Source organism: Streptomyces sp. NPDC090045, assembly GCF_044747975.1.
Lineage (GTDB): Bacteria > Actinomycetota > Actinomycetes > Streptomycetales > Streptomycetaceae > Streptomyces.
In genome coordinates this window covers 508,574-526,987 of the sequence record NZ_JBIVFA010000004.1, presented here as the reverse complement: position 1 = coordinate 526,987, position 18,414 = coordinate 508,574, and the positions used below count along the sequence as shown (strand labels likewise).

Genomic DNA, 18,414 nt, shown 5'->3' with positions numbered 1-18,414 from the left:
CCATGAGCGTGCACCACCACTACTGGCAGGGCTCCTTCGTCGGCGACGAGGAGGCGGGGCGCCGCCTCGCCGAGCTGCCGGCCGCCGTCGAGGCCGCGCTGGCGACGGAACTGGAGACCGAGACCGTCCTGGCCGCCTGCGACGCCCTCTCCACCGCGCTGTGCGACCCGGCCCACCCCGTGCACGCCCGGCTCGCCCCGCACCTGCCCGAAGGCGAGGACCCGGCCGTGCTGGCCGAGCTCGGTGTCCTCCTCGGCCGGCGGGAGCTGACCCGCAAGCTGCGCCGGGAGCTCGGCAGCGCGGCTCCGGGCCGGCTGAACCGGGCCGATCCGCGCGAGACGGTCTACGAGGCGTGGGCGCCCGTCGGCCTGGTCGCCCACATCGCACCGGGCAACGCCTCGACGGTCGCGCCGCTGAGCATCGTCGAGGGCCTGCTCGCCGGCAACGTCAACGTCCTCAAGACCAGCAGCGCCGACACCCTGCTCACCCAGCACCTGATGGCCGAGCTGGCGGCCCTGGACCCCAGCGGCGCGCTGGCCGCGCGGATCGCCGTACTGCGCTTCCCGTCCTCCCGGCAGGAGTGGCTGCGCCTGATGTGCGCGCCCGCGGACGCCGTCGCCGTGTGGGGCGGGGAGGGCGCCGTCGAAGGGGTGGCGGCCCATGTGCCGGCCGGCTGCCGGCTGGTGGAGTGGGGGCACCGGATCTCCTTCGCGTACCTGACGGCCGACGCCTGGTCGGACGCCGGGACGCTCGGCGCCCTCGCGGACGACGTGTGCCTGCACGAGCAGCAGGCGTGCTCCAGCCCGCAGGTGGTGTACCTCGACACCGAGGACGAGGGCGAGGTGTTCGCGTTCGCCGAGCGCTTCGCCGCGGTGCTCGGGGCGCGGCCGCTGGCCGTGACCGCCGCTGCGGCGGGCGGGCCCGATCCCGCGGAGGAGGCCGAGCTGACCACCACCGAGCTGGTGGCCCGGCTGGAGGAACACCTCGGCCTGACCCGGGTGTTCGCCGCGCCGGACGGCTCGTGGCGGGTCATGGCCGACACCAGGTCCCCGCTCACCGCCTCGCCGCTGCACCGCAGCGTGTGGGTCAAGCCGCTGCCCCGCAAGCGGCTGATCGCCACCTTGCGCCCGATGCGCCGCTATCTGCAGACCGCGGGCCTCGCGGGCAGCCGGAGCGACATCGCCGAGCTGTCCCGCACCGTCCTGGCGGCGGGCGTCACGCGTGTCACTCCGGTCGGCGCCATGCTGGAGAGCTACGCGGGTGAGCCGCACGACGGCGTGTACGCCCTGCAGCGCTACAGCCGCCGCGTCGCGGTCCAGGCCGACCCGGCCCGCTTCGCCACCACCGCCTGCCTGGACGACCTGGCCCGGCCCGTCGTACTGCCGCGGCCCGCGGGCCCGCTGCTGGGCAAGGAGGACGTGCAGGAGCTGGGCCCGCAGGTGGCACGGGCCGACGCCGAGCTGTACTTCCGCAGCGGGGGCAGCACCGGCGCGCCCGCGCTGTCGATCTTCAGCTACGACGACTACGACACCCAGATGCACGCCGCCGCCCGCGGCCTGCTCGCCGCCGGCTACGACCCGGTCGGGGACCGCACCGCGAACCTCTTCTACTGCGGCGCCATGTACGGCAGCTTCATCAGCTTCTTCTCCGTACTGGAGCGGCTCGGCGGGGTGCAACTGCCGCTGTCCGCAGGGCCGGACCACCGGGCGACGGCGCAGGCGCTGATCGACCTGGGCGCCGACACCCTCTTCGGGATGCCCTCCTACCTGTGGCAGCTGCTGCACGCGGAGGAGGAGGCGCTGCGCGCGTACGGAGGCCTGCGCAAGGTCTTCTACGGCGGCGAGCACTTCACCGAGGAGCAACAGCGCACGCTGAAGGAGACGTTCGGGATCGAGACGGTCCGCTCGATCACCTACGGCAGCACCGACCTCGGCCCGCTGGGCTACCAGTGCACCGAGAGCTCGGGCGGCGTCCACCACCTGCACGCCGACCTCCACACGATGGAGGTCCTGGACCTGGCCGAGGACCGGCCGGTGGCCCCGGGCGAGACGGGCCGGCTGGTCTTCGCCACGCACGCCCGGCGCGGCCAGCACCTGGGCCGGTACGTGATCGGTGACCTCGGCCGGGAGGTCCCGGGCCGCTGCCCGTGCGGCCGGCACGCGCCCCGCTTCGAGCTGCGGGGGCGCACCGGTGACGTGATGCGGGTGGCGACGTACTTCCTGGGCCACCGGCGCTTCCTGCAGCTGGCCGAGGAACAGGGCGGCCACCGGGGCGAGTTGCAGATCCGGCTCGATGCCGCTGATGCCCGCGAGCTGCTGACCGTACGGGTGGAGCGGGCCGGGACGACGGATCCGGAGCGGCTGCGGGAGGTCTTCCTGAGCGGCTACCCGGAGCTCCGTTCGGCGGTGGCGGAGCGGCTGCTGGACCTGGTGGTCGAGGCGGTCGACGGCGCGTCGCTGGACCGGAGCCCGACCAGCGGCAAGCTCCTCGCGGTGGTGGACGCGCGCCGCTAGGCGCTCGCGCGATCCGTCGCCGGACCCGCGCCGTCGTCCCCGGTCCGTGCACCGGGGGCGACGGCGCTTGGCCAACGACCGTGTGTTTCAGGACTGTTCATCCCCACGTGACAGTGGTCTATACCTTTAACACTAGGCTGGGTCACCTGAAACACGCACATGCACAGCCGTGGGGGGCTTTATGACCATTCATCATCTTCCGCAACCACCTTCCGACGAAGAGCTCTACTGGTACTTCGGACCGCAACGCCGCTGGGTCCTGATCGCCACCTCGCTCGCCTTCGTGTTCACGGCGGCGACCATGTTCACCTTCGCCCTGCGCACACCGGCGCTCTGGGCCTTCCTCGCCGTGCTCGGCCTCAACCTCGCGGCCCTGGCGCTCTCTTCCGTCAACAGCCTCCGCCAGCGCCGGCTCACCCGGCAGTCCCACGAGGTGCTCGTCCACGCCTGGCAGCCCGCCACCCCGCCCGGCGTCGACCTGTACCTGCCGACCTGCGGCGAGCCCCTCCCCGTCCTGGCCAACGCCTACCGCGCGGTGGCGGAAGTCGACTGGCCCGACGAGGCGTTGACCGTCTGGATCCTGGACGACGCCGACCGGCCCGAGGTCGCCGCACTGGCCGCCTCGTACGGCTACGAGTACGTCGTGCGCCCCGACCGCGGGCACCTGAAGAAGGCCGGCAACCTCAACCACGCGCTCACCCTGAGCAGCGCCGAGTTCATCGCGATCCTCGACGCGGACTTCGCACCCCGGCCGGACTTCCTGCGCCATCTCGTCCCGTACCTGGCCGACCCCGCCGTCGGCATCGTGCAGAGCCCGCAGTGCTTCGACACCGACGAGACCATGGGCTGGATCCAGCGCGCCGCGGGCTCCGCCCAGGAGTGGTTCTTCCGGTGGATCCAGCCGTCCCGGGACGCCAGCGACGCCGCCATCTGCTGCGGCAGCAACGCCGTCTACCGGCGCCGTGCGATCGACCTGGCCGGCGGCTTCGCCCGGCTCGACCACAGCGAGGACCTCTACACCGGACTCGCCCTCCACGAGCAGGGGTTCCGCACCCAGTACGTACCGGTGCTGGTCGCCAAGGGCACCTCCCCCGACCACGTCACCTCCTTCGTCAACCAGCAGTACCGGTGGGCGATGGGCAACCTCCACCTGCTCGGCACTCCCGTGCTGGGGCGGATGCGCGCGCCCTGGCGGATGCGGCTGTGCTTCTACGAGGGGATCGTCGGCTACCTCACCACGGCGGTGAACACCTTCGCGGCGCCCCTGCCGCCGCTGGTGATGATGTTCTGGTACCCGGACCACATCCGGCCCTGGCACGTGCTGCCGCTGCTCGCTCCGCTGTGGCTCTGGCACGTGCTGCTGCCGCGGATCAGCCGGACCCGCTGGCGGGTGGAGGTGATCCGGGCGAACGTCCTGACGAGCGTGGCCGCCGCGACGGCGTTCCTGCACACGCTGCGGGGCCGCAGCGCCGCCTGGGTGCCCACCGGCACGCGCAGCGCGTCGGCTCCGGGCGGGATGGCCCGCCGGGTGGTGGCCGTCTCACTGGCCTGGCTCGTCCTCTCCAACGGCGCGGCCGCCGCGGGGATCGCGCTGGCCGTGGCCCGCAACGGCTGGGAGCCCAACTGGGGCCTGCTCCTCTACCTCCTGGTTCAGTGCCAGATCAACGTCCCGCTGATCCGGGACCTGCTGGCCGAGCTGCACCCGGCCGTCGGACCGCTGCGCGCCCGCGTACGGGCCGCCCTGCGCCCCCGTGGCGGCGTGCTGCCGCGCCGCTGGCCCGAGACCGTCGCCGCGTCCGCCGTCATCCTGCTCACCGGCCTGCTGGCCTCGGGGTGGGTCGACCCGATGCTTCCCTGGCTGAGCTGAAAGGCGCCCTCACCATGTCCTTCCTCCGCACGCCCGGCCGGCGGAGCCCTGCCGCGCCGCCGTCCGGATCCCGTTCCGGCGTCGAGTCCGGGCCCAGCCCGCACCGGTCCGCCTTCCGGCCCGACATCGAGGGTCTGCGCGCGGTCGCCGTCCTCGCGGTCCTCGCCTTCCACGCCGGGATCCCCTGGGCGGCCGGCGGTTTCGTCGGCGTGGACGTCTTCTTCGTCATCTCCGGCTACCTGATCACCGGTCTGCTGGTCCGCGAGGCGATCACCACCGGCCGGATCCGGCTCGGTGACTTCTTCTCCCGGCGGGCCCGACGGCTGCTGCCCTCGGCCGCCGTGGTGCTCGGCGCGGTGGCGGTCGCCGGAGCATGGCTGACCGTGCCGCTGCGCCGCACCGACGTGGAGTACGACGTCGTCGCGGCGGCCCTGTCCCTCGCCAACTGGCGCTTCGTGGCGCAACAGACCGACTACCTCGCCGCCGGGCACGACCAGAGTCCGCTGCTCCACTTCTGGTCCCTCGCCGTCGAGGAGCAGTTCTACGTGGTCTGGGCCCCGCTGCTGGCGGTGCTCGTGCTCGGCGCGGCCCGGGCGGTCCGCCGGGGCCGGGCCGTCCGCTGCGTCGTCGTGCTGGTCGCCGTACCACTGACCCTCGCGTCGTTCGCCCTGGCCCTGCACTGGACGCGGCACTCCGTGTCCCTCGCCTACCTCGGAACGCCCTCGCGCGTCTGGCAGTTCGGCGTCGGCGCCCTGCTCGCCCTGCTGCCCTGGCACCTGGTGCGCGGGCCGCGACCGCTGCGGCTGCTGTGCGGCTGGGCCGGGGCCGCCGCGATCGGCTGGTGCGTCGTGTCGTACGACGCCGCGACCCCGTACCCCGGTCTCGCGGCGCTCGTGCCGACCCTGGCCACCGCCGCCGTGATCCTCGCCGCGATACCCGGCCGGGGCGAGCGGAACGCCCCGGGCACCTACGAGGTCGGACGGCTGCTGGCGGGGCGGGCGCCCCGGGCCGTCGGGCGGCTGTCCTACAACCTGTACCTGTGGCACTGGCCGGTGCTCGTGCTCGCCGAGGCCCGGACCGGCCCGCTCGGCTGGCCCGCGAAGACCGCGCTGACGCTGGCGGCCGTACTGCCCGCGCTCGCCACCCTGCGCTGGGTCGAGCAGCCGCTGCGCCGCAGCCGTACGGTCTCCGAACTCCCCCGCCGCGGACTGTCAGTGGGCGTTACGGCCATCGTGCTGCCGGTCGTCCTCGCCCTGGTGGTGGGCACCACGACCCTGCACCTGCTGGGCCCAGCCGCCCCGGTCGACCCGAAGGGGCTGCCCCCGGGCGCCGCCTCGGGCCCCACCCTGCTCGCCCGGACCTCCGGCACCCCGCTCGTGGACGGCCCGGTGGTGCCGAGCCCGCTCCAGGCGCGCGCGGACTTCCCGCCGGACGGGGCCTGCGAGGTCGCCCCGGCCGAAACCCGCAGCCCGGACTGCCTGTTCGGCGCCGTGGACAGCCCGGACCGGATCGTGCTGCTCGGCGATTCGCACGCCGGGCAGTGGTTCTCCCCGATACTGGCGCTGGCCGCCGGACGGGGCTGGGCGCTGCAGGAACTGGTGAAGCAGGGCTGCCCGCTGCCGGAGCTGGCGGTGGACAGCCCCCAGCTCGGCCGCGCCTACCGGGAGTGCGACACCTGGCGTGCGGACACCCTGGAGAGGCTGAGGCAGCAGCCGAGGCCCCTGCTCATCGTGATCGCCTCCCTCAACCGCTACACCGAGGACCCGAAGCTCCTGGCCGAGGGCTGGGAGAGGACGCTGCGGCAGCTCAGGGCGCTGGGCGCGCCGATCGTCTACGTCGAGGACACCCCCGTACCCGGCACGGACGTCCCGGCGTGCGTGTCCGGCAGCTCCGGGTCCGCCGGCGCCTGCGCGTTCAGCCGGAAGGACGCCCTGCCGTTTGATCCGCTGGCCGGCCGGATCTCCTCCGGCGCGCTGCCGGGCGTACGGAGCGTCAGTGTGAACCCGGTCCTGTGTCCGGGCGACGGGCCGACCTGCCCGGCCGTGCTCGACCGGATCCTGCTCTACCGGGACGACGCCCATCTGACCAATGTGGCGGCCGTCGTCCTGACCAACCGGCTGGAGCGGCTGCTCACGGAGGCCGGGGCGCTGCCCGCTCCGGCCGCGTCCGCGACGCCGGCGCCCGGCGCGGACGGGTGGAAGCAGCTGCTGCGGGACGACTTCGACGGCCCGGCGGGCAGTCCCCCGTCGGCCGCGCACTGGATCCACGACCTCGGCACCTGCTACCCGGGCTGCCCGGCGCCGCAGTGGGGCACGGGCGAGGTCGAGACGATGACGGACTCGACCGACAACGTCCGTCTCGACGGGAGGGGTGCGCTGGAGATCGTCCCCACCCGCAAGGACGGGCAGTGGAGTTCGGGGCGCGTCGAGACACGGCGCTCCGACTTCGCGCCTCCGCCCGGCGGGATCCTGCGGATCGAGGCGTCGATCGCCCTGCCGGAGGTGGCAGGCGCGAAGGCGGCGGGCTACTGGCCCGCGTTCTGGACGCTGGGGGCACCGCTGCGCGACGGGTACACGGGGTGGCCGGGGGTCGGCGAGCTCGACGTCATGGAGTCCGTGAACGGGCGGGACACCGTCTTCGGCACGATGCACTGCGGTGTTCTCGAAGGCGGCCCGTGCGAGGAGCCGGTGGGCCTGACCTCCGGCCGGCAGCCGTGCCCCGACTGCCGGACGGCGTTCCACTCGTACGCCGTCGAGGTCGACCTCGCTCCCGGAGCGGAGGAGGTGCGCTGGTACCTGGACGGCCGCGTGTACCACCGGGTGACGGCCGCCCGGATGGACGCCGGAACGTGGCAGCGGGCCGTGGACCACGGGCTGTTCCTGATCCTCAACGTGGCCGTCGGTGGCAAGCTCCCCCTCGCCGACGGCGCGACCGTCGGCCCCGCCACCGAACCGGGCCATCCGATGCGGGTCGACCACGTCACCGTCTCGGCCCGGGAGAGGGGCGCCTAGGCGGTTGTTCCGCGGCCGGGCCAGGCGATGTCGTCGACGGTCAGGAACGGCTCGCCGGCCACGGTCGCGGGGGTCGCCCCGGCGAACGCCATGACCTCCCGGTGCAGGTGGGACTGGTCGGCGTAGCCGGTGTCGGCCGCGACCCAGGCCGCGCCTTCACCCGCGACCAGGCGGTGGGCGGCGTGGTCGAAGCGGACCAGCTGCGCGGCGTGTTTGGGCGGCAGGCCGACCTGTGACCGGAAGCGGGACCACAGCCGCTTGCGACTCCACCCGGCCCCGGCGGCGAGGGCGTCGACCCGGACCTGGCCACGGGTGCCGAGGATCCGATGCCAGGCCCAGGCCACCTCCGGGTCGACCGGCCGCCCCGCCAGATGGCGACGGGTGAGCAGGGCGTCGGTGAACGCGAAGCGTTCCTGCCAGGACGAGGCATCGGCGAGCTGCTCGCGGATCCGTGCCGCCTCCCGGCCCCACAGGTCGCCCAGCGGGACGACGGCACCGGCGAGTTCGCCGGGGGAGGCGCCCAGAATCGAGTGCGCGATCACCGGGGACAGGCGCACCTGCACGCACGCGATGTTCTCTCCACGCGCCCGGGTCGCGCCTCCGGACCCGAGCCCGGGCCCGGCGACGAAGCTTCCCCGCTGCGGCCGCCCTGCGGCACCGTCGACGACGGGCGACCCCTCGCCGAACTCCAGGAGCAGGGTCACGGCCGGGTGCGGGACCATCCGGAGCGCTTCCGGGCCGTGAATGCGGAACCCGGCCATGGTGACACCGGCCATCCGGCTGGGCCGCCGTGGACATGCGACGCCCCACGTGGCCGCCCCGCGCACAAAGGTCCGCATCACCCCATGCTATGCGGGCCGACCGAGGGGAACATTCGTCCAATACCCCTGCGCGTACCGGCGGGGACAGTGCGCCCATGACTGTTCCTGCCGACAATCCGTACGTAAACGGCGGCGCCGAGGCCACCGTGAGTTCCACCGTGCCGCTGGACGACGGCGACATCCACGTGTGCCAGGACGGCCCCCGCGACGCGCCCGCACTCCTGCTCCTGCACGGGTCCGCGTCCTCGACCCGCTCGTGGAATCCGTTGGTTCCGCTGCTGACCGGATCGCACCACGTGATCCGGATCGACCTGCTCGGGCACGGCCGGTCGGCCAAACCGGCCGACTGCAGCTACGCGGTCCCGGACCAGGCCCTGCGGGCCGGCGCGGTACTGGACCGGCTCGGCGTCGGGCACGCCGTGGTGGTCGGGCATTCCAGCGGTGGCGCGGTCGCCACCGCCCTCGCCGAGCAGCGGCCCGAGCTGGTGACCGCGCTCGCGCTCGTCAACACCGGCCCCGGCCTGGACGCCTTCATCGCACCGGAGTCCGCCGCGGCCGGCCCCTCGCAGTGGCCGCCGTCCGACGAGCAGCTCCGCCGGTTCGCGCGTACGGGTTTCAGCCGCGTGGGCTACCGGATCCCGGAAGAGCTCCTGGACGACGTGCGCGGGATGACGCTCCACACGTTCACGGCGACGATGCGGGCCACCCGCTCCTACCTGGAGCAGCGGGCGCTGCCGGATCGGCTGTCGGTTCCGGGCAGGCCGCTCCTGGTGGTCTTCGGCGAGGACGACCGCAGATGGCGGTCCTCATCGGCCTCCGACTACTTGGCCGTTCCCGGCGCGGAGGTCGAGTTGCTGCCCGGTCTCGGGCACTCGCCCCAGCTCGAGGATCCACCGCGGACCGCGGCCCGCCTGCTGGCCTTCACCGCGAAGCACATCGCCCGGGTGGACTGAATCCACTGCCGGGGCGAATGCCGGCGCCCCGCTCGCGGTCCGCGGGCGGGGCGCCGGGCGCGGGGGCGCGCCGGCGGAGGGTCAGAACGCGAAGACGGCGTTGCCGTTCAGGGTCGCGGACATGACGCAGCTGTTGGAGAAGGTGTGCTTCCAGGCGACGCGGCTGCCCTTCCACACGCCGTCGGCCGTGACGGTGACCGGGGCGTAGTGCATGGGGCACGCCCGGTCCGGGTCCGGGGAGGCGAGCAGGCGGTCGAGCGCCCCGTCGGTGGAGTTCAGGGCCGCGCAGGCCGAGCCGGGGTCGGGGTGGGTGCCCAGGGCGGTCGGCGCACAGCTGAGGGTGGATGCCCGGACGACGGTGGACGCGTCGTCGTCGCCCTGCGCGACGGTGAGGACCATCGCGGACGGGGCGTACAGGCCGGCGGGCTGGGCCGCCGCGATTCCGGTGGCTCCGATCAGGGTGAGGACTGCAGCGGCGGAGGCAGCTGCGATGCGGTGACGCACGACGAGACTCGCTTTCGATTCAAAGGTTGAACGCGATATTTTCTTTCGATCGCGTCCTTGCGAGCTCAGACTGTCCGATATGGAGACGCGCCGCATGTCCATGACCGATTTACGGACAGAGCGTGTACATACGCGCGACCGAATGGTCGTTCGGGCAGCTCAGAGGGGGCGCGCCCACGTCGTCACCGGACGCCGACACGAGCGATACCGACCGTGACGTGCACCCTTGAGCCCACTGACCTGCTCTCGGCTGCGCCCGGTTCACCGAACGGCCACCCAGCTTGTCCGGATCCATGCGCTCGTCGCCGTCGCGGGGTCCGATCCGACGCCGATTACACGGGAGAGTTATAGATATATCCGAATTGGGCAACACGAGCCTTAGTTGCGGTGATTCGCGAGGGATGGAGGCCAAAGTGTGGCTCCTCGGCAGGACGCCGGGAACCGCACGGAGCCCGACCGGCTCGAACGACGCCGGTCCGGGCTGACAGTTGAAGGGGTCAGCTCCATGTCTGCTTCTCTCGCCACCCGCCGCGCCCTCTCCGCGGCCCTGGCCGCCGTCGCCCTGGTCGGCGCCGCCGCCCTGCCGGCCACCGCCGACGACCACCGACGCGACCGGAACGGGCATTCCTCCCTCGTCATCGGCGACGTCCAGTACGACAGCCCCGCCCGCAACGACCGCTCCAACCGCGCGCTGAACAGGGAGTGGGTCGAGGTCAAGAACACCGGCCGCCGCAGCGTCGACCTGCGCGGCTTCACCCTCACCGACCAGCAGGGCAACCGCTACCGCTTCGCCAACTTCCGCCTGGACGGCCGCTCCAGCGTCAAGGTCCACACCGGACAGGGCCGCGACACCCACCGCGACGTCTACCAGGACCGCCGCCACCAGATCTGGAACGAGCGCGACACCGCCACCCTGCGCGACAACCGCGGCAACGTCGTCGACACCGAGTCCTGGGGCCGCGGCGGCCACCGTCAGCACCGCCACTGACCTTTGAACGCGTGCGGCGTGCCGCGGCGACCTCGCCGCGGCACGCCGCACCCATGTCCCCCGTGTGCCGAAACCGCTAGCGGGTCGGGTAGTCCGTGTAGCCGCGGGCGTCGCCCCCGAAGAAGGTGGCCGGGTCCGGGGTGTTGTACGGGCCTTCGGTGCGCAGGCGGTCCGGCAGGTCGGGGTTGGCCAGGAAGAGGGCGCCGAACGCGAGGAGATCGGCGGTGCCGTCCTCGATCAGCCCGAGGGCCCGGTGGTCGGTGGGTCCCTCGGTCGCCGGGTTCAGCACGAGCAGCCCGGAGAACTGCTTGCGCAGGGCGAGGGTGACCTCACGGGCCTCGGGGGTGGGCTCCAGCACGTGCAGGTAGGCCAGCCCGAGTCCGTCGATCTCCTTGACCAGCGCCTCGTAGGCGGGCTGCGGGTCGGGCTCGGTGATGTCGTTGTACGTGTTCCCGGGCGAGATGCGCAGTGCGGTCCGCTCGGCGCCGATCGCGGCGGCGACCGCCTTGACCACCTCCACCGCGAAACGGATCCGGTTCTCGACCGGGCCGCCCCACTCGTCGGTGCGCAGGTTCGAACCGGGGGCCAGGAACTGGTGGATCAGGTAGCCGTTGGCCCCGTGCAGCTCCACCCCGTCGAAGCCGGCCTCCACCGCGTTGCGTGCGGCCTCGGCGTAGGCGGCGATGGTCGCCCGCACCTCGGCTCCGGTCAGCTCGTGGGGGGTCACGAAGTCCTTCATGCCTTCGCCGGTGAACAGCTGCCCCTGGGCGGCGACCGCCGAGGGGGCCACCGGGACGAGGCCGTCGGGCAGCAGCGACGGGTGGCCGATCCGGCCGGAGTGCATCAGCTGGGCGAAGATCCGGCCGCCGGCCGCGTGCACGGAGTCGGTGACCTCACGCCAGGCCGCGACCTGCTCGGCGCTGTGCAGGCCGGGGGTGAAGGGGTAGCCCTGGCCGACGACGGAGGGCTGGATCCCCTCGCTGATGATCAGACCGGCCGAGGCGCGCTGCGTGTAGTACTCGGCGACGAGGGCGGTGGCGATACCGCCCTCACCTGCGCGGCTGCGGGTCATCGGCGCCAGGGCGATGCGGTTGGAGAGGGTGGAGCCGGCGATGCGAACCGGTTCGAAAGCGCTGGTCATTTTCGCCTCACAGAGATAATTGGTCGGCCAAGCATTGGGTGCGAGATGCAGCGTACCTCATTACTTGGCCGACCAAGGTAAAATCTGGAGGACGGGTAGGATCCGAGGACGGACGACGACGGTCAGGGCGTGGTCCGCCGACCGGACCCTGCCGCACCCGACCTCAGGAGGAGCGCCCCCATGACCGCGGAAACCGCTCAGGAACCGCGCACCACCTCGCAGTGCACGGCCGCGCCCAGCGCCGTGCTCGACGGGCCGGTGAGTCATGCGATCAGCCGGGTCGCCCGCCTCCACCGGATCGCGGCGGGCCGCGCCCTGCGGGACCTGGGGCTGCACCCGGGGCAGGAGTTCCTGATGATGCACCTGTGGGACAACGGGGCCGTGCGCCAGTCCGAGCTGATCAAGACGGTGGGCCTCGACCCCTCCACCGTGACCAAGATGCTCCAGCGCCTCGAACAAGCCGGCCACGTACGGCGCCGCCCGGACCCGTCGGACCGGCGCGCCTCCCTGGTCGAGGCGACCGAGGCCAGCTGCGGGCTCCTGCTCCAGGTCCGCACGGCATGGGGCGAGCTGGAGCGCCAGACCCTGGACGGCCTGGACGACTCCGAACGCACCGAACTGGCCCGTCTGCTGGGCAAGGTGGAGTCCGCCCTGTACACGGAGCTCTCCCGGAGCTGCGCCGCCGAGCACGAGGAGACGCACGGCGGAGCGGGCGCCTGCTAGCACCTGCCCCGTAGCCGCGGCCCTGGCAGACTCGGGCCCATGCCCGAGGAACACACCGATGCGCAGCCGGCGGATCCGCTGCGCGCGTACGCGGAGTTCTACCCCGAGATCGTACGGGCCGGATCCCTGCGGCATGCGCTGCAGGCGGCGGCGGACCGTGCGGGGTGCGGACTCGCCATCGAACTCATGCCGCCGCCCCGCTGGCGGCACGTCCTCGCGCGGGCCCGGAGCGGCAACCGGTCCGTGATCGTCTCGATGACCCTCGGCCGACGGAGTTTCGCCGTCAACTGCCGGACCGACGGCGCCCCCGTGGCCCGGGGCGGCACCGCGGACCTGTCCGAGGCCGCCGGCGCACTGCACTCCTGGCTGCGGGGGCTTCGCGTGCCCGACCTCACCGCGCGGTGGCCCTTCCTCGGATCCGGGAAGCCGTCCGGGGCCGGGGAGCCCGGCGACGCGGTGTCCGTCGAGTGGCGGCAGTTGCGCGCTTCGGCTGCCGGCCCGCTGTACGCCCCGCTGTACGAACTCGTCGAGGCCGCCTTCACCGAACCGCGCCTGCGGGCCCTGTCCCCCGGCACCAGCCACGACTGGCTCCGCTTCAGCCGGCGTGCCACCCGTCCCCGCTGCACCGGCCTGCCGATGGCCCGGGCGATCGGGAACGGCCGCTATCAGGTGCGGACACACGAGGGCCGGATGCACGAAACCACCGGTACGGCCGAAACCATCGCCCTGATCCTCGACGGCCTGCCCGAGGAGTAGGGGCCCGGCCCCTCGGACCCGGGCCGAGTTGACTATCGTGATCTTGATCAAGGCTACGAACGAACCCGTCGTCGCCGACCGGCCGCTCAGCACGCAGGGGGATGCGCATGACCCGGACATCCGAATCCGAAGAGGTATCCCTGGCCCAGCCGTTCGGGGAGGCGTTCTCACGCGACCCCCACGCGGTCTACGCGGAACTGCGCGCCGCGGGGTCGGTGCACCGGGTCGCCCTGCCCGACGGTTCGCCGGTGTGGCTGGTGACCCACGAGGCGGACGTGCGCGCCGGATTGTCCGACCAGCGGCTGTCGGTCAACAAGAGGCATTCGTCCACGGGTTTCAGCGGCTTCTCGCTCCCGCCCGCACTCGACCGCAACCTGCTGAACATCGACCCGGACGACCACCTGCGCCTTCGCCGCCTGGTCGCGAAGGGGTTCACCGCCCGGCACGTCGAGGTGCTCCGCGACAGCATCGGGGCAGCCGTCGACGGCCAGCTCGCGCAGCTCGCGGCCGCGATCGCGGGCAGCGGCGAGGCGGACCTGGTGGCCGGGTTCGCCAGACCACTGCCACTGCGGGTCATCGGCGCCCTGCTCGACATCCCGGCCGGCGACCAGGAGCGCTTCGCCGCCTGGGTCTCCACCATGCTGAGCCCGCGCTCCCGCGAGGGACTCGTCCAGGCCATCGGTGACATCCACCGGTTCCTCGTCGACCTCGTGGCCCTGCGGCGGGCCGCGCCCGGTGACGACGTGCTGTCGAGCCTGATCGCGGCGCGCGACGAGGAGGACCAGCTCACCGAGGACGAACTCGTCTCGCTCGCCTTCCTGATCCTCGGGGCCGGCAGCGAGAACGTCCAGCACGTCATCAGCGCCGGCGTGCTCACCCTCATCGAGCACCCGGAGCAGCTGGCCGAACTGCGGGCACGGCCCGCGCGCGTGGCGGACGCGGTCGAGGAACTCCTGCGGTACACCAGCCCCAACCAGACCGCGATCCGGCGCTTCCCCACCGAAGCCGTCGAGATCGGCGGCGTACGGATACCGGCCGGGGACACCGTCCTCTTCAGCCTGGCCTCCGCGCACCGGGACCCGGCCCGCTACCCGGACCCCGACCGTTTCGACATCGACCGCGCCGACAAGGCCCACCTCGCCCTCGGCCACGGCATGCACTACTGCCTCGGAGCGCCCCTGGCCCGGCTCCAGCTCACCCTGGCCCTCGGCTCGATCATCGAACGGTTCCCCCGCCTCAGGCTCGCCCGCCCCGCGGACCGGCTCCGGTGGCACAGCACCTTCCGGTTCCGCGCCCTGCACGACCTGCCGGTCACCACCCTCCCCTGACCACGGCCCGGGCGGGCGGCCCTGTGGACCGCTCGGCCGGCGGTGTCCGGAATGCCCGTCCCCGGAGATCGCCGTAGCGTGTTTCCCGTGCGCCACACCACCGCGGCCGCGGCCGTGACGGCCACGTTGTGCGCGGCCGCGCTGGCCTGCTCCACCCAGGCCGGTCCGCCGCGCTTCCAGGCCCGGCCGGCCGACCCGCCGGCCCTGCTGTCCGCGCGCGTCACGGCCGTACCGGCGGAGAAGCTGGGCGCCTCCTACCGGAAGGGCTGCCCGGTCCCGCCCGAGCGGCTGAGGCTGATCCGGATGAACCACTGGGGTTTCGACGGCCGGACCCACGCGGGCGAGATGGTGGTCCACGAGAACGCCGTCCGCCCCCTCCTGCACGTCTTCCAGCGGGCCTTCGACGCGCGCTTCCCGATCCGCCGCATGCGCGTGATGGCCGAGTACCGCGACGACTCCGAGTCCATGGCCGACGACAACACCTCGGCCTTCAACTGCCGCCCGGTCACCGGTGATCCCCGGCGCCTGTCGCAGCACGCCTGGGGGGACGCGGTGGACATCAACCCCGTCGAGAACCCGTACGTCGACATCCACGGCGTCGTGCACCCCCCGAAGGGCCGCCCCCACCTGCAACGGTCCCTGAACCAGCCGGGTCAGATCCACCCGGGCGACGCCGTCACCGCGGCGTTCCGCGAGGTCGGCTGGCGCTGGGGCGGCCGCTGGGCCAACCGGGACTACCAGCACTTCTCCGCCAACGGCGAGTGAGCGGTCGGGCCCGGTGTCAGTCCCGGCCGAACCAGAAGTCGGCGAGGGAGTCCAGCTTCGCGTCCGGCGGCGCACCCAGTTCCCGCAGGTACCAGGGCAGGTTGCTGAACACGTGCAGCAGGGTGTACGCGAGCAGTTCGGCCGGATCGAGGCCCGTCCCGGTGCCACCGCCGTACGAGGCGAGGAGCCTGCGCAGCAGGTGGCGGTCGGCGCGGGTGACGAACAGTCCGGCCCCCACGAAGTCGTACGCGTGGTGGCCGATCATGGCCGGTTCGAAGTCGAAGAATCCGGTCAGGCGCCAGCCGTCGGGGTCCACCAGGAGGTGCTGCCGCATCACCTCGGTGTGCAGCAGGGCGCGCCGGGGTTCGCGCGGGAGCGGGACGGAGGCGAGGAAGTCGGGAATCTGTTCCAGCCACGCGTCGGCCAGTCCGTGGCCCCGCTGCTGGTCCACGGCCCCTTCCCGCTGTTCGTCGACGAAGGCGCCCCAGTCTCCGGGGCCGAGGACGTCGGCGAGCGGTTCGGGGTCCAGCGCGTGCAGCGCCGCCAGTGCCTCGCCGACCTCGGCCACCAGCCGTTCCCGGTCGACCTGCGGTATCCGCGGCCAGGCGTGCGCCAGGCTCTCGCCGCCGAGCCTCGACATCAGGACGTAGCGCCAGCCGTTCTCGTAGACGCCTGACTCCCGGACGTGCGGCGTCGCCACCGGCAGCCGTCCCTGCACGTGGGCGAGCACCCGCCCTTCGGCGACGCCGTCCCGGGCCGCAGCGGCCGGGAACAGCTTGAGGACGTGCTCGTCCCCGACCGCGTAGACCGGCTGGGAGCCGTCCTTGAAACGGACCAGGGGCGCTCCGCCCAGCCCCAGGCGGCCGCAGAGGTCCTCCGCCCCCGGCCGCATGATCGTTTCGTCGGGGACGACCTCGTCCCACTCCTCGTCCGTCTCCACCCAGGGCAGCATGATCGGGAACGTAGGCGGCGCGGGCTGCCGCCACAACCGGATTTCCGTCCCGGTGAACGCCCGGAACCACAGCATGTTTGCGCTGGTGGAAAACGGTGAGACGCCGTGTGCGCTGCGTTCCGGTACGACCGCCGCAGCGCACCAACGCCGCAGCCCGAGAGGTCCCCTCCAGGCCAGGACCGCGGCGGTCGCGCAGCATCGCGCGACCGGCTTCGGGCCAGAGGCGGCTAGGGAGAAGGGAGACCCTCATGATCGTGCTCGGAATCATTCTGCTGGTCGTCGGGTGGCTGCTCGGCATATCGATCCTGTGGACGATTGGCATCATCCTCCTCGTCATCGGCGCCGTGCTGTGGATCCTCGGGGCCGTCGGGCACGAGGTCGGCGGAAGGCGCCACTACTACTAGGGGCTTCGTCCGTCCCGGGCCGTCGGCTACGGCCGACGGCCCTTCGCAGGGGTGAAACCGGCGCGTACAGCCCCGTCCCTCGCGCAGCAGCCACGTAGAGTCGAATTTTGAGCCGGTTCGTCCTATTTCGGGGATGTGCGTTGCGTCGTCTCACTGTTGCTCTCGCGCTGCTGACCGCCTTTTCCTGCGGCTCCCTCCTGGGCCCGCAGGCCGTCTCGGCGGCCGTCTCGGCCGGGGGAGGGCCGTCGGGCACCGGCAGCCGGGGGACGAACATCCTGGTCGTCGGCATCGACAGCCGCGCCGGTCTCTCGGCGGCCGAGAAGAACCGGCTCCACGTGGGCGGCAAAGGGTGCAACTGCACGGACGTCATGATGCTCGTGCACGTCTCCGAGAGCGGGCAGCGCGCGAGCGTGGTCTCCCTCCCGCGCGACTCGTACGTCGAATACGCCGGCACCACCACCACCGCCCGCCTAGGCAAGATCAACGGCGCTTACGCCCTGGGCGGCGGCGCGCTCACGGTGGCCACCGTCGAGAAGGCCACCGGTCTGCACATCGACCACTACCTGGAGACCGGCTTCAGGGGCTTCGAGCAGACGATCGACAACCTCGGCGGCGCGACCGTCTGCACGGACCGGCCCCTCACGGACGAGAACTCGGGCCTCGACATCGGCGCCGGCCGTCACCACACCAACGGGAACGACACCCTGCGCTACGTACGGGCCCGGCACGTCAACCTCCGGCCCGGGGACCTCGGCCGCGTCCGCCGCCAGCAGCACGTGGTCAACGACCTCCTGGCCCGCCTCACCGTCGAGGGGGCCCTGTCCAGCCCCGTACGCACGGCGCGGACCGTGCACGCCCTGCTGAAGTCCGTACGCACCGACGCGCGGACCGGGCCGGGCGACCTGATCCGCATCGGCTGGGCGCTCGGCCGCCTCCGTGCGGACCGGATCGAGTACGCGACCGTCCCGATCCGGCTCTTCGACCACCGCGTGCCCGGGGTGGGCTCCACACTCGTGTGGGACGAGGCCCGCTCCGCCGCGCTGTGGGACGCGCTGGGCGCGGACCGCCCGCTCACGGGCGACACCCGCATCCAGCCCGTCGCGGAGACCCCTGCGCCGACCGACCCCGCCGGGATCGCCGTCCGCGTGGACGACGCCGCCGTCGCCGCGGCCCTGCGCCGCAACGGGTTCGTCGTCAGCGACACCTCGCAGTCCGCACCGTCCCCACGCCCTGCGGGCCCCCCGGTGATCCGGTTCGCCGCCGGCCAGGAGGAGAAGGCGGCGACCCTCGCGGCCGCTCTGCCCGGCTCCCGCCTGGAGGCCCGCCCTGAGGCCCACCCGGAGGCCCGCCCGGATCAGGGCGCGGTCTTCGACGTCGCCGTCGGCACGCAGCCCGTCCTGGTCAAGACCGTCACCTACGACCGCAACCTGGCCGATGGCGCCCCTGTCACCGGCGACCGCCTCCGCTGCGCGGGCGGCTCCGCGGCCGCCGCGCCCGAGGCCACCACCACGAGCACGGCCACGGGCACCACCGCGACCGCCGGCCGGCCGTAGGACGCGGGCGGTCGGGGGGCGGCACGGAGACCGCAGGGCGACGATGAGAGGTGTGGACGTAGCGCAGCCGCAGCACGCACCGGGTGAGCGGCCGCAGGAGCCGGCCCGGGCGCCCTCCCGCTCCGCGGGCACCGG

General features: G+C 73.1%; 15 protein-coding genes. 11 read left to right on the top strand and 4 right to left on the bottom strand.

Annotated elements, in window-relative coordinates; translation table 11 throughout:
- Nucleotides 1-2: 2 nt before the first annotated feature.
- The 3 genes from ACIPYQ_RS14700 to ACIPYQ_RS14690 all read left to right on the top strand — a co-directional run bounded on the left by ACIPYQ_RS14700 (nucleotide 3) and on the right by ACIPYQ_RS14690 (nucleotide 7,391).
- Complete coding sequence (locus ACIPYQ_RS14700; RefSeq protein ID WP_401250502.1) at nucleotides 3-2,513, top strand: acyl-CoA reductase; 2,511 nt, start codon at nucleotides 3-5, stop codon at nucleotides 2,511-2,513.
- Nucleotides 2,514-2,694: 181 nt separating this feature from the next.
- Nucleotides 2,695-4,380, top strand: coding sequence for a glycosyltransferase family 2 protein (locus ACIPYQ_RS14695; protein ID WP_401250499.1), 1,686 nt, complete (start codon nucleotides 2,695-2,697; stop codon nucleotides 4,378-4,380).
- Between the two features lie 14 nt (nucleotides 4,381-4,394).
- Entirely contained in the window at nucleotides 4,395-7,391 is a 2,997-nt protein-coding gene (locus tag ACIPYQ_RS14690) for an SGNH hydrolase domain-containing protein (protein ID WP_401250496.1), read from the top strand.
- On the opposite strand, the gene ACIPYQ_RS14685 is transcribed toward ACIPYQ_RS14690, so the two are convergent.
- Entirely contained in the window at nucleotides 7,388-8,230 is an 843-nt protein-coding gene (locus tag ACIPYQ_RS14685) for a helix-turn-helix domain-containing protein (protein ID WP_401250493.1), read from the bottom strand. The genes ACIPYQ_RS14690 and ACIPYQ_RS14685 overlap by 4 nt on opposite strands.
- A gap of 77 nt (nucleotides 8,231-8,307) precedes the next feature.
- On the opposite strand from ACIPYQ_RS14685, the gene ACIPYQ_RS14680 reads away from it, so the two are divergent.
- Complete coding sequence (locus tag ACIPYQ_RS14680) at nucleotides 8,308-9,165, top strand: alpha/beta fold hydrolase (RefSeq protein ID WP_401250490.1); 858 nt, start codon at nucleotides 8,308-8,310, stop codon at nucleotides 9,163-9,165.
- An 81-nt stretch (nucleotides 9,166-9,246) separates the two neighbouring features.
- Here ACIPYQ_RS14680 and ACIPYQ_RS14675 read toward each other — a convergent pair whose 3' ends face one another.
- Complete coding sequence (locus tag ACIPYQ_RS14675) at nucleotides 9,247-9,669, bottom strand: subtilase-type protease inhibitor (RefSeq protein WP_401250487.1); 423 nt, start codon at nucleotides 9,667-9,669, stop codon at nucleotides 9,247-9,249.
- Between the two features lie 505 nt (nucleotides 9,670-10,174).
- Between ACIPYQ_RS14675 and ACIPYQ_RS14670 the strand changes: the two genes are divergently transcribed.
- Nucleotides 10,175-10,657: a lamin tail domain-containing protein gene (locus ACIPYQ_RS14670; RefSeq protein ID WP_361762676.1), complete on the top strand. Its 483-nt coding sequence runs from the start codon at nucleotides 10,175-10,177 to the stop codon at nucleotides 10,655-10,657.
- 76 nt (nucleotides 10,658-10,733) lie between these two features.
- Here ACIPYQ_RS14670 and ACIPYQ_RS14665 read toward each other — a convergent pair whose 3' ends face one another.
- Nucleotides 10,734-11,798 (bottom strand): alkene reductase, encoded by a 1,065-nt coding sequence (locus ACIPYQ_RS14665; RefSeq protein ID WP_401250484.1) that lies wholly within the window; start codon nucleotides 11,796-11,798, stop codon nucleotides 10,734-10,736.
- Nucleotides 11,799-11,978: 180 nt separating this feature from the next.
- Here ACIPYQ_RS14665 and ACIPYQ_RS14660 point away from each other — a divergent pair, with 180 nt between their 5' ends.
- The 4 genes from ACIPYQ_RS14660 to ACIPYQ_RS14645 all read left to right on the top strand — a co-directional run bounded on the left by ACIPYQ_RS14660 (nucleotide 11,979) and on the right by ACIPYQ_RS14645 (nucleotide 15,370).
- Nucleotides 11,979-12,521: a MarR family winged helix-turn-helix transcriptional regulator gene (locus ACIPYQ_RS14660; RefSeq protein WP_401250482.1), complete on the top strand. Its 543-nt coding sequence runs from the start codon at nucleotides 11,979-11,981 to the stop codon at nucleotides 12,519-12,521.
- A 39-nt stretch (nucleotides 12,522-12,560) separates the two neighbouring features.
- Complete coding sequence (locus ACIPYQ_RS14655; protein ID WP_401250479.1) at nucleotides 12,561-13,277, top strand: DUF6193 family natural product biosynthesis protein; 717 nt, start codon at nucleotides 12,561-12,563, stop codon at nucleotides 13,275-13,277.
- A 107-nt stretch (nucleotides 13,278-13,384) separates the two neighbouring features.
- Nucleotides 13,385-14,605, top strand: a complete 1,221-nt coding sequence (locus ACIPYQ_RS14650) for a cytochrome P450 (RefSeq protein WP_401250477.1) — start codon at nucleotides 13,385-13,387, stop codon at nucleotides 14,603-14,605.
- 87 nt (nucleotides 14,606-14,692) lie between these two features.
- Nucleotides 14,693-15,370, top strand: coding sequence for a M15 family metallopeptidase (locus ACIPYQ_RS14645; protein WP_361760845.1), 678 nt, complete (start codon nucleotides 14,693-14,695; stop codon nucleotides 15,368-15,370).
- 16 nt (nucleotides 15,371-15,386) lie between these two features.
- Here ACIPYQ_RS14645 and ACIPYQ_RS14640 read toward each other — a convergent pair whose 3' ends face one another.
- Complete coding sequence (locus ACIPYQ_RS14640) at nucleotides 15,387-16,322, bottom strand: phosphotransferase family protein (protein ID WP_401250473.1); 936 nt, start codon at nucleotides 16,320-16,322, stop codon at nucleotides 15,387-15,389.
- A gap of 248 nt (nucleotides 16,323-16,570) precedes the next feature.
- Here ACIPYQ_RS14640 and ACIPYQ_RS14635 point away from each other — a divergent pair, with 248 nt between their 5' ends.
- Entirely contained in the window at nucleotides 16,571-16,726 is a 156-nt protein-coding gene (locus ACIPYQ_RS14635; RefSeq protein WP_361760839.1) for a DUF6131 family protein, read from the top strand.
- A gap of 140 nt (nucleotides 16,727-16,866) precedes the next feature.
- Complete coding sequence (locus ACIPYQ_RS14630) at nucleotides 16,867-18,279, top strand: LCP family protein (RefSeq protein ID WP_401250469.1); 1,413 nt, start codon at nucleotides 16,867-16,869, stop codon at nucleotides 18,277-18,279.
- The last annotated feature ends 135 nt before the right edge of the window (nucleotides 18,280-18,414 follow it).

Coding starts and splice junctions, on each gene's coding strand:
- ACIPYQ_RS14690 (WP_401250496.1), top strand. CDS start 4,395: ATGTCCTTCCTCCGCACGCCCGGCCGGCGGAGCCCTGCCGCGCCGCCG.
- ACIPYQ_RS14685 (WP_401250493.1), bottom strand. CDS start 8,230: ATGCGGACCTTTGTGCGCGGGGCGGCCACGTGGGGCGTCGCATGTCCA.
- ACIPYQ_RS14660 (WP_401250482.1), top strand. CDS start 11,979: ATGACCGCGGAAACCGCTCAGGAACCGCGCACCACCTCGCAGTGCACG.
- ACIPYQ_RS14655 (WP_401250479.1), top strand. CDS start 12,561: ATGCCCGAGGAACACACCGATGCGCAGCCGGCGGATCCGCTGCGCGCG.
- ACIPYQ_RS14665 (WP_401250484.1), bottom strand. CDS start 11,798: ATGACCAGCGCTTTCGAACCGGTTCGCATCGCCGGCTCCACCCTCTCC.
- ACIPYQ_RS14680 (WP_401250490.1), top strand. CDS start 8,308: ATGACTGTTCCTGCCGACAATCCGTACGTAAACGGCGGCGCCGAGGCC.
- ACIPYQ_RS14640 (WP_401250473.1), bottom strand. CDS start 16,322: ATGCTGCCCTGGGTGGAGACGGACGAGGAGTGGGACGAGGTCGTCCCC.
- ACIPYQ_RS14670 (WP_361762676.1), top strand. CDS start 10,175: ATGTCTGCTTCTCTCGCCACCCGCCGCGCCCTCTCCGCGGCCCTGGCC.
- ACIPYQ_RS14635 (WP_361760839.1), top strand. CDS start 16,571: ATGATCGTGCTCGGAATCATTCTGCTGGTCGTCGGGTGGCTGCTCGGC.
- ACIPYQ_RS14695 (WP_401250499.1), top strand. CDS start 2,695: ATGACCATTCATCATCTTCCGCAACCACCTTCCGACGAAGAGCTCTAC.
- ACIPYQ_RS14700 (WP_401250502.1), top strand. CDS start 3: ATGAGCGTGCACCACCACTACTGGCAGGGCTCCTTCGTCGGCGACGAG.
- ACIPYQ_RS14650 (WP_401250477.1), top strand. CDS start 13,385: ATGACCCGGACATCCGAATCCGAAGAGGTATCCCTGGCCCAGCCGTTC.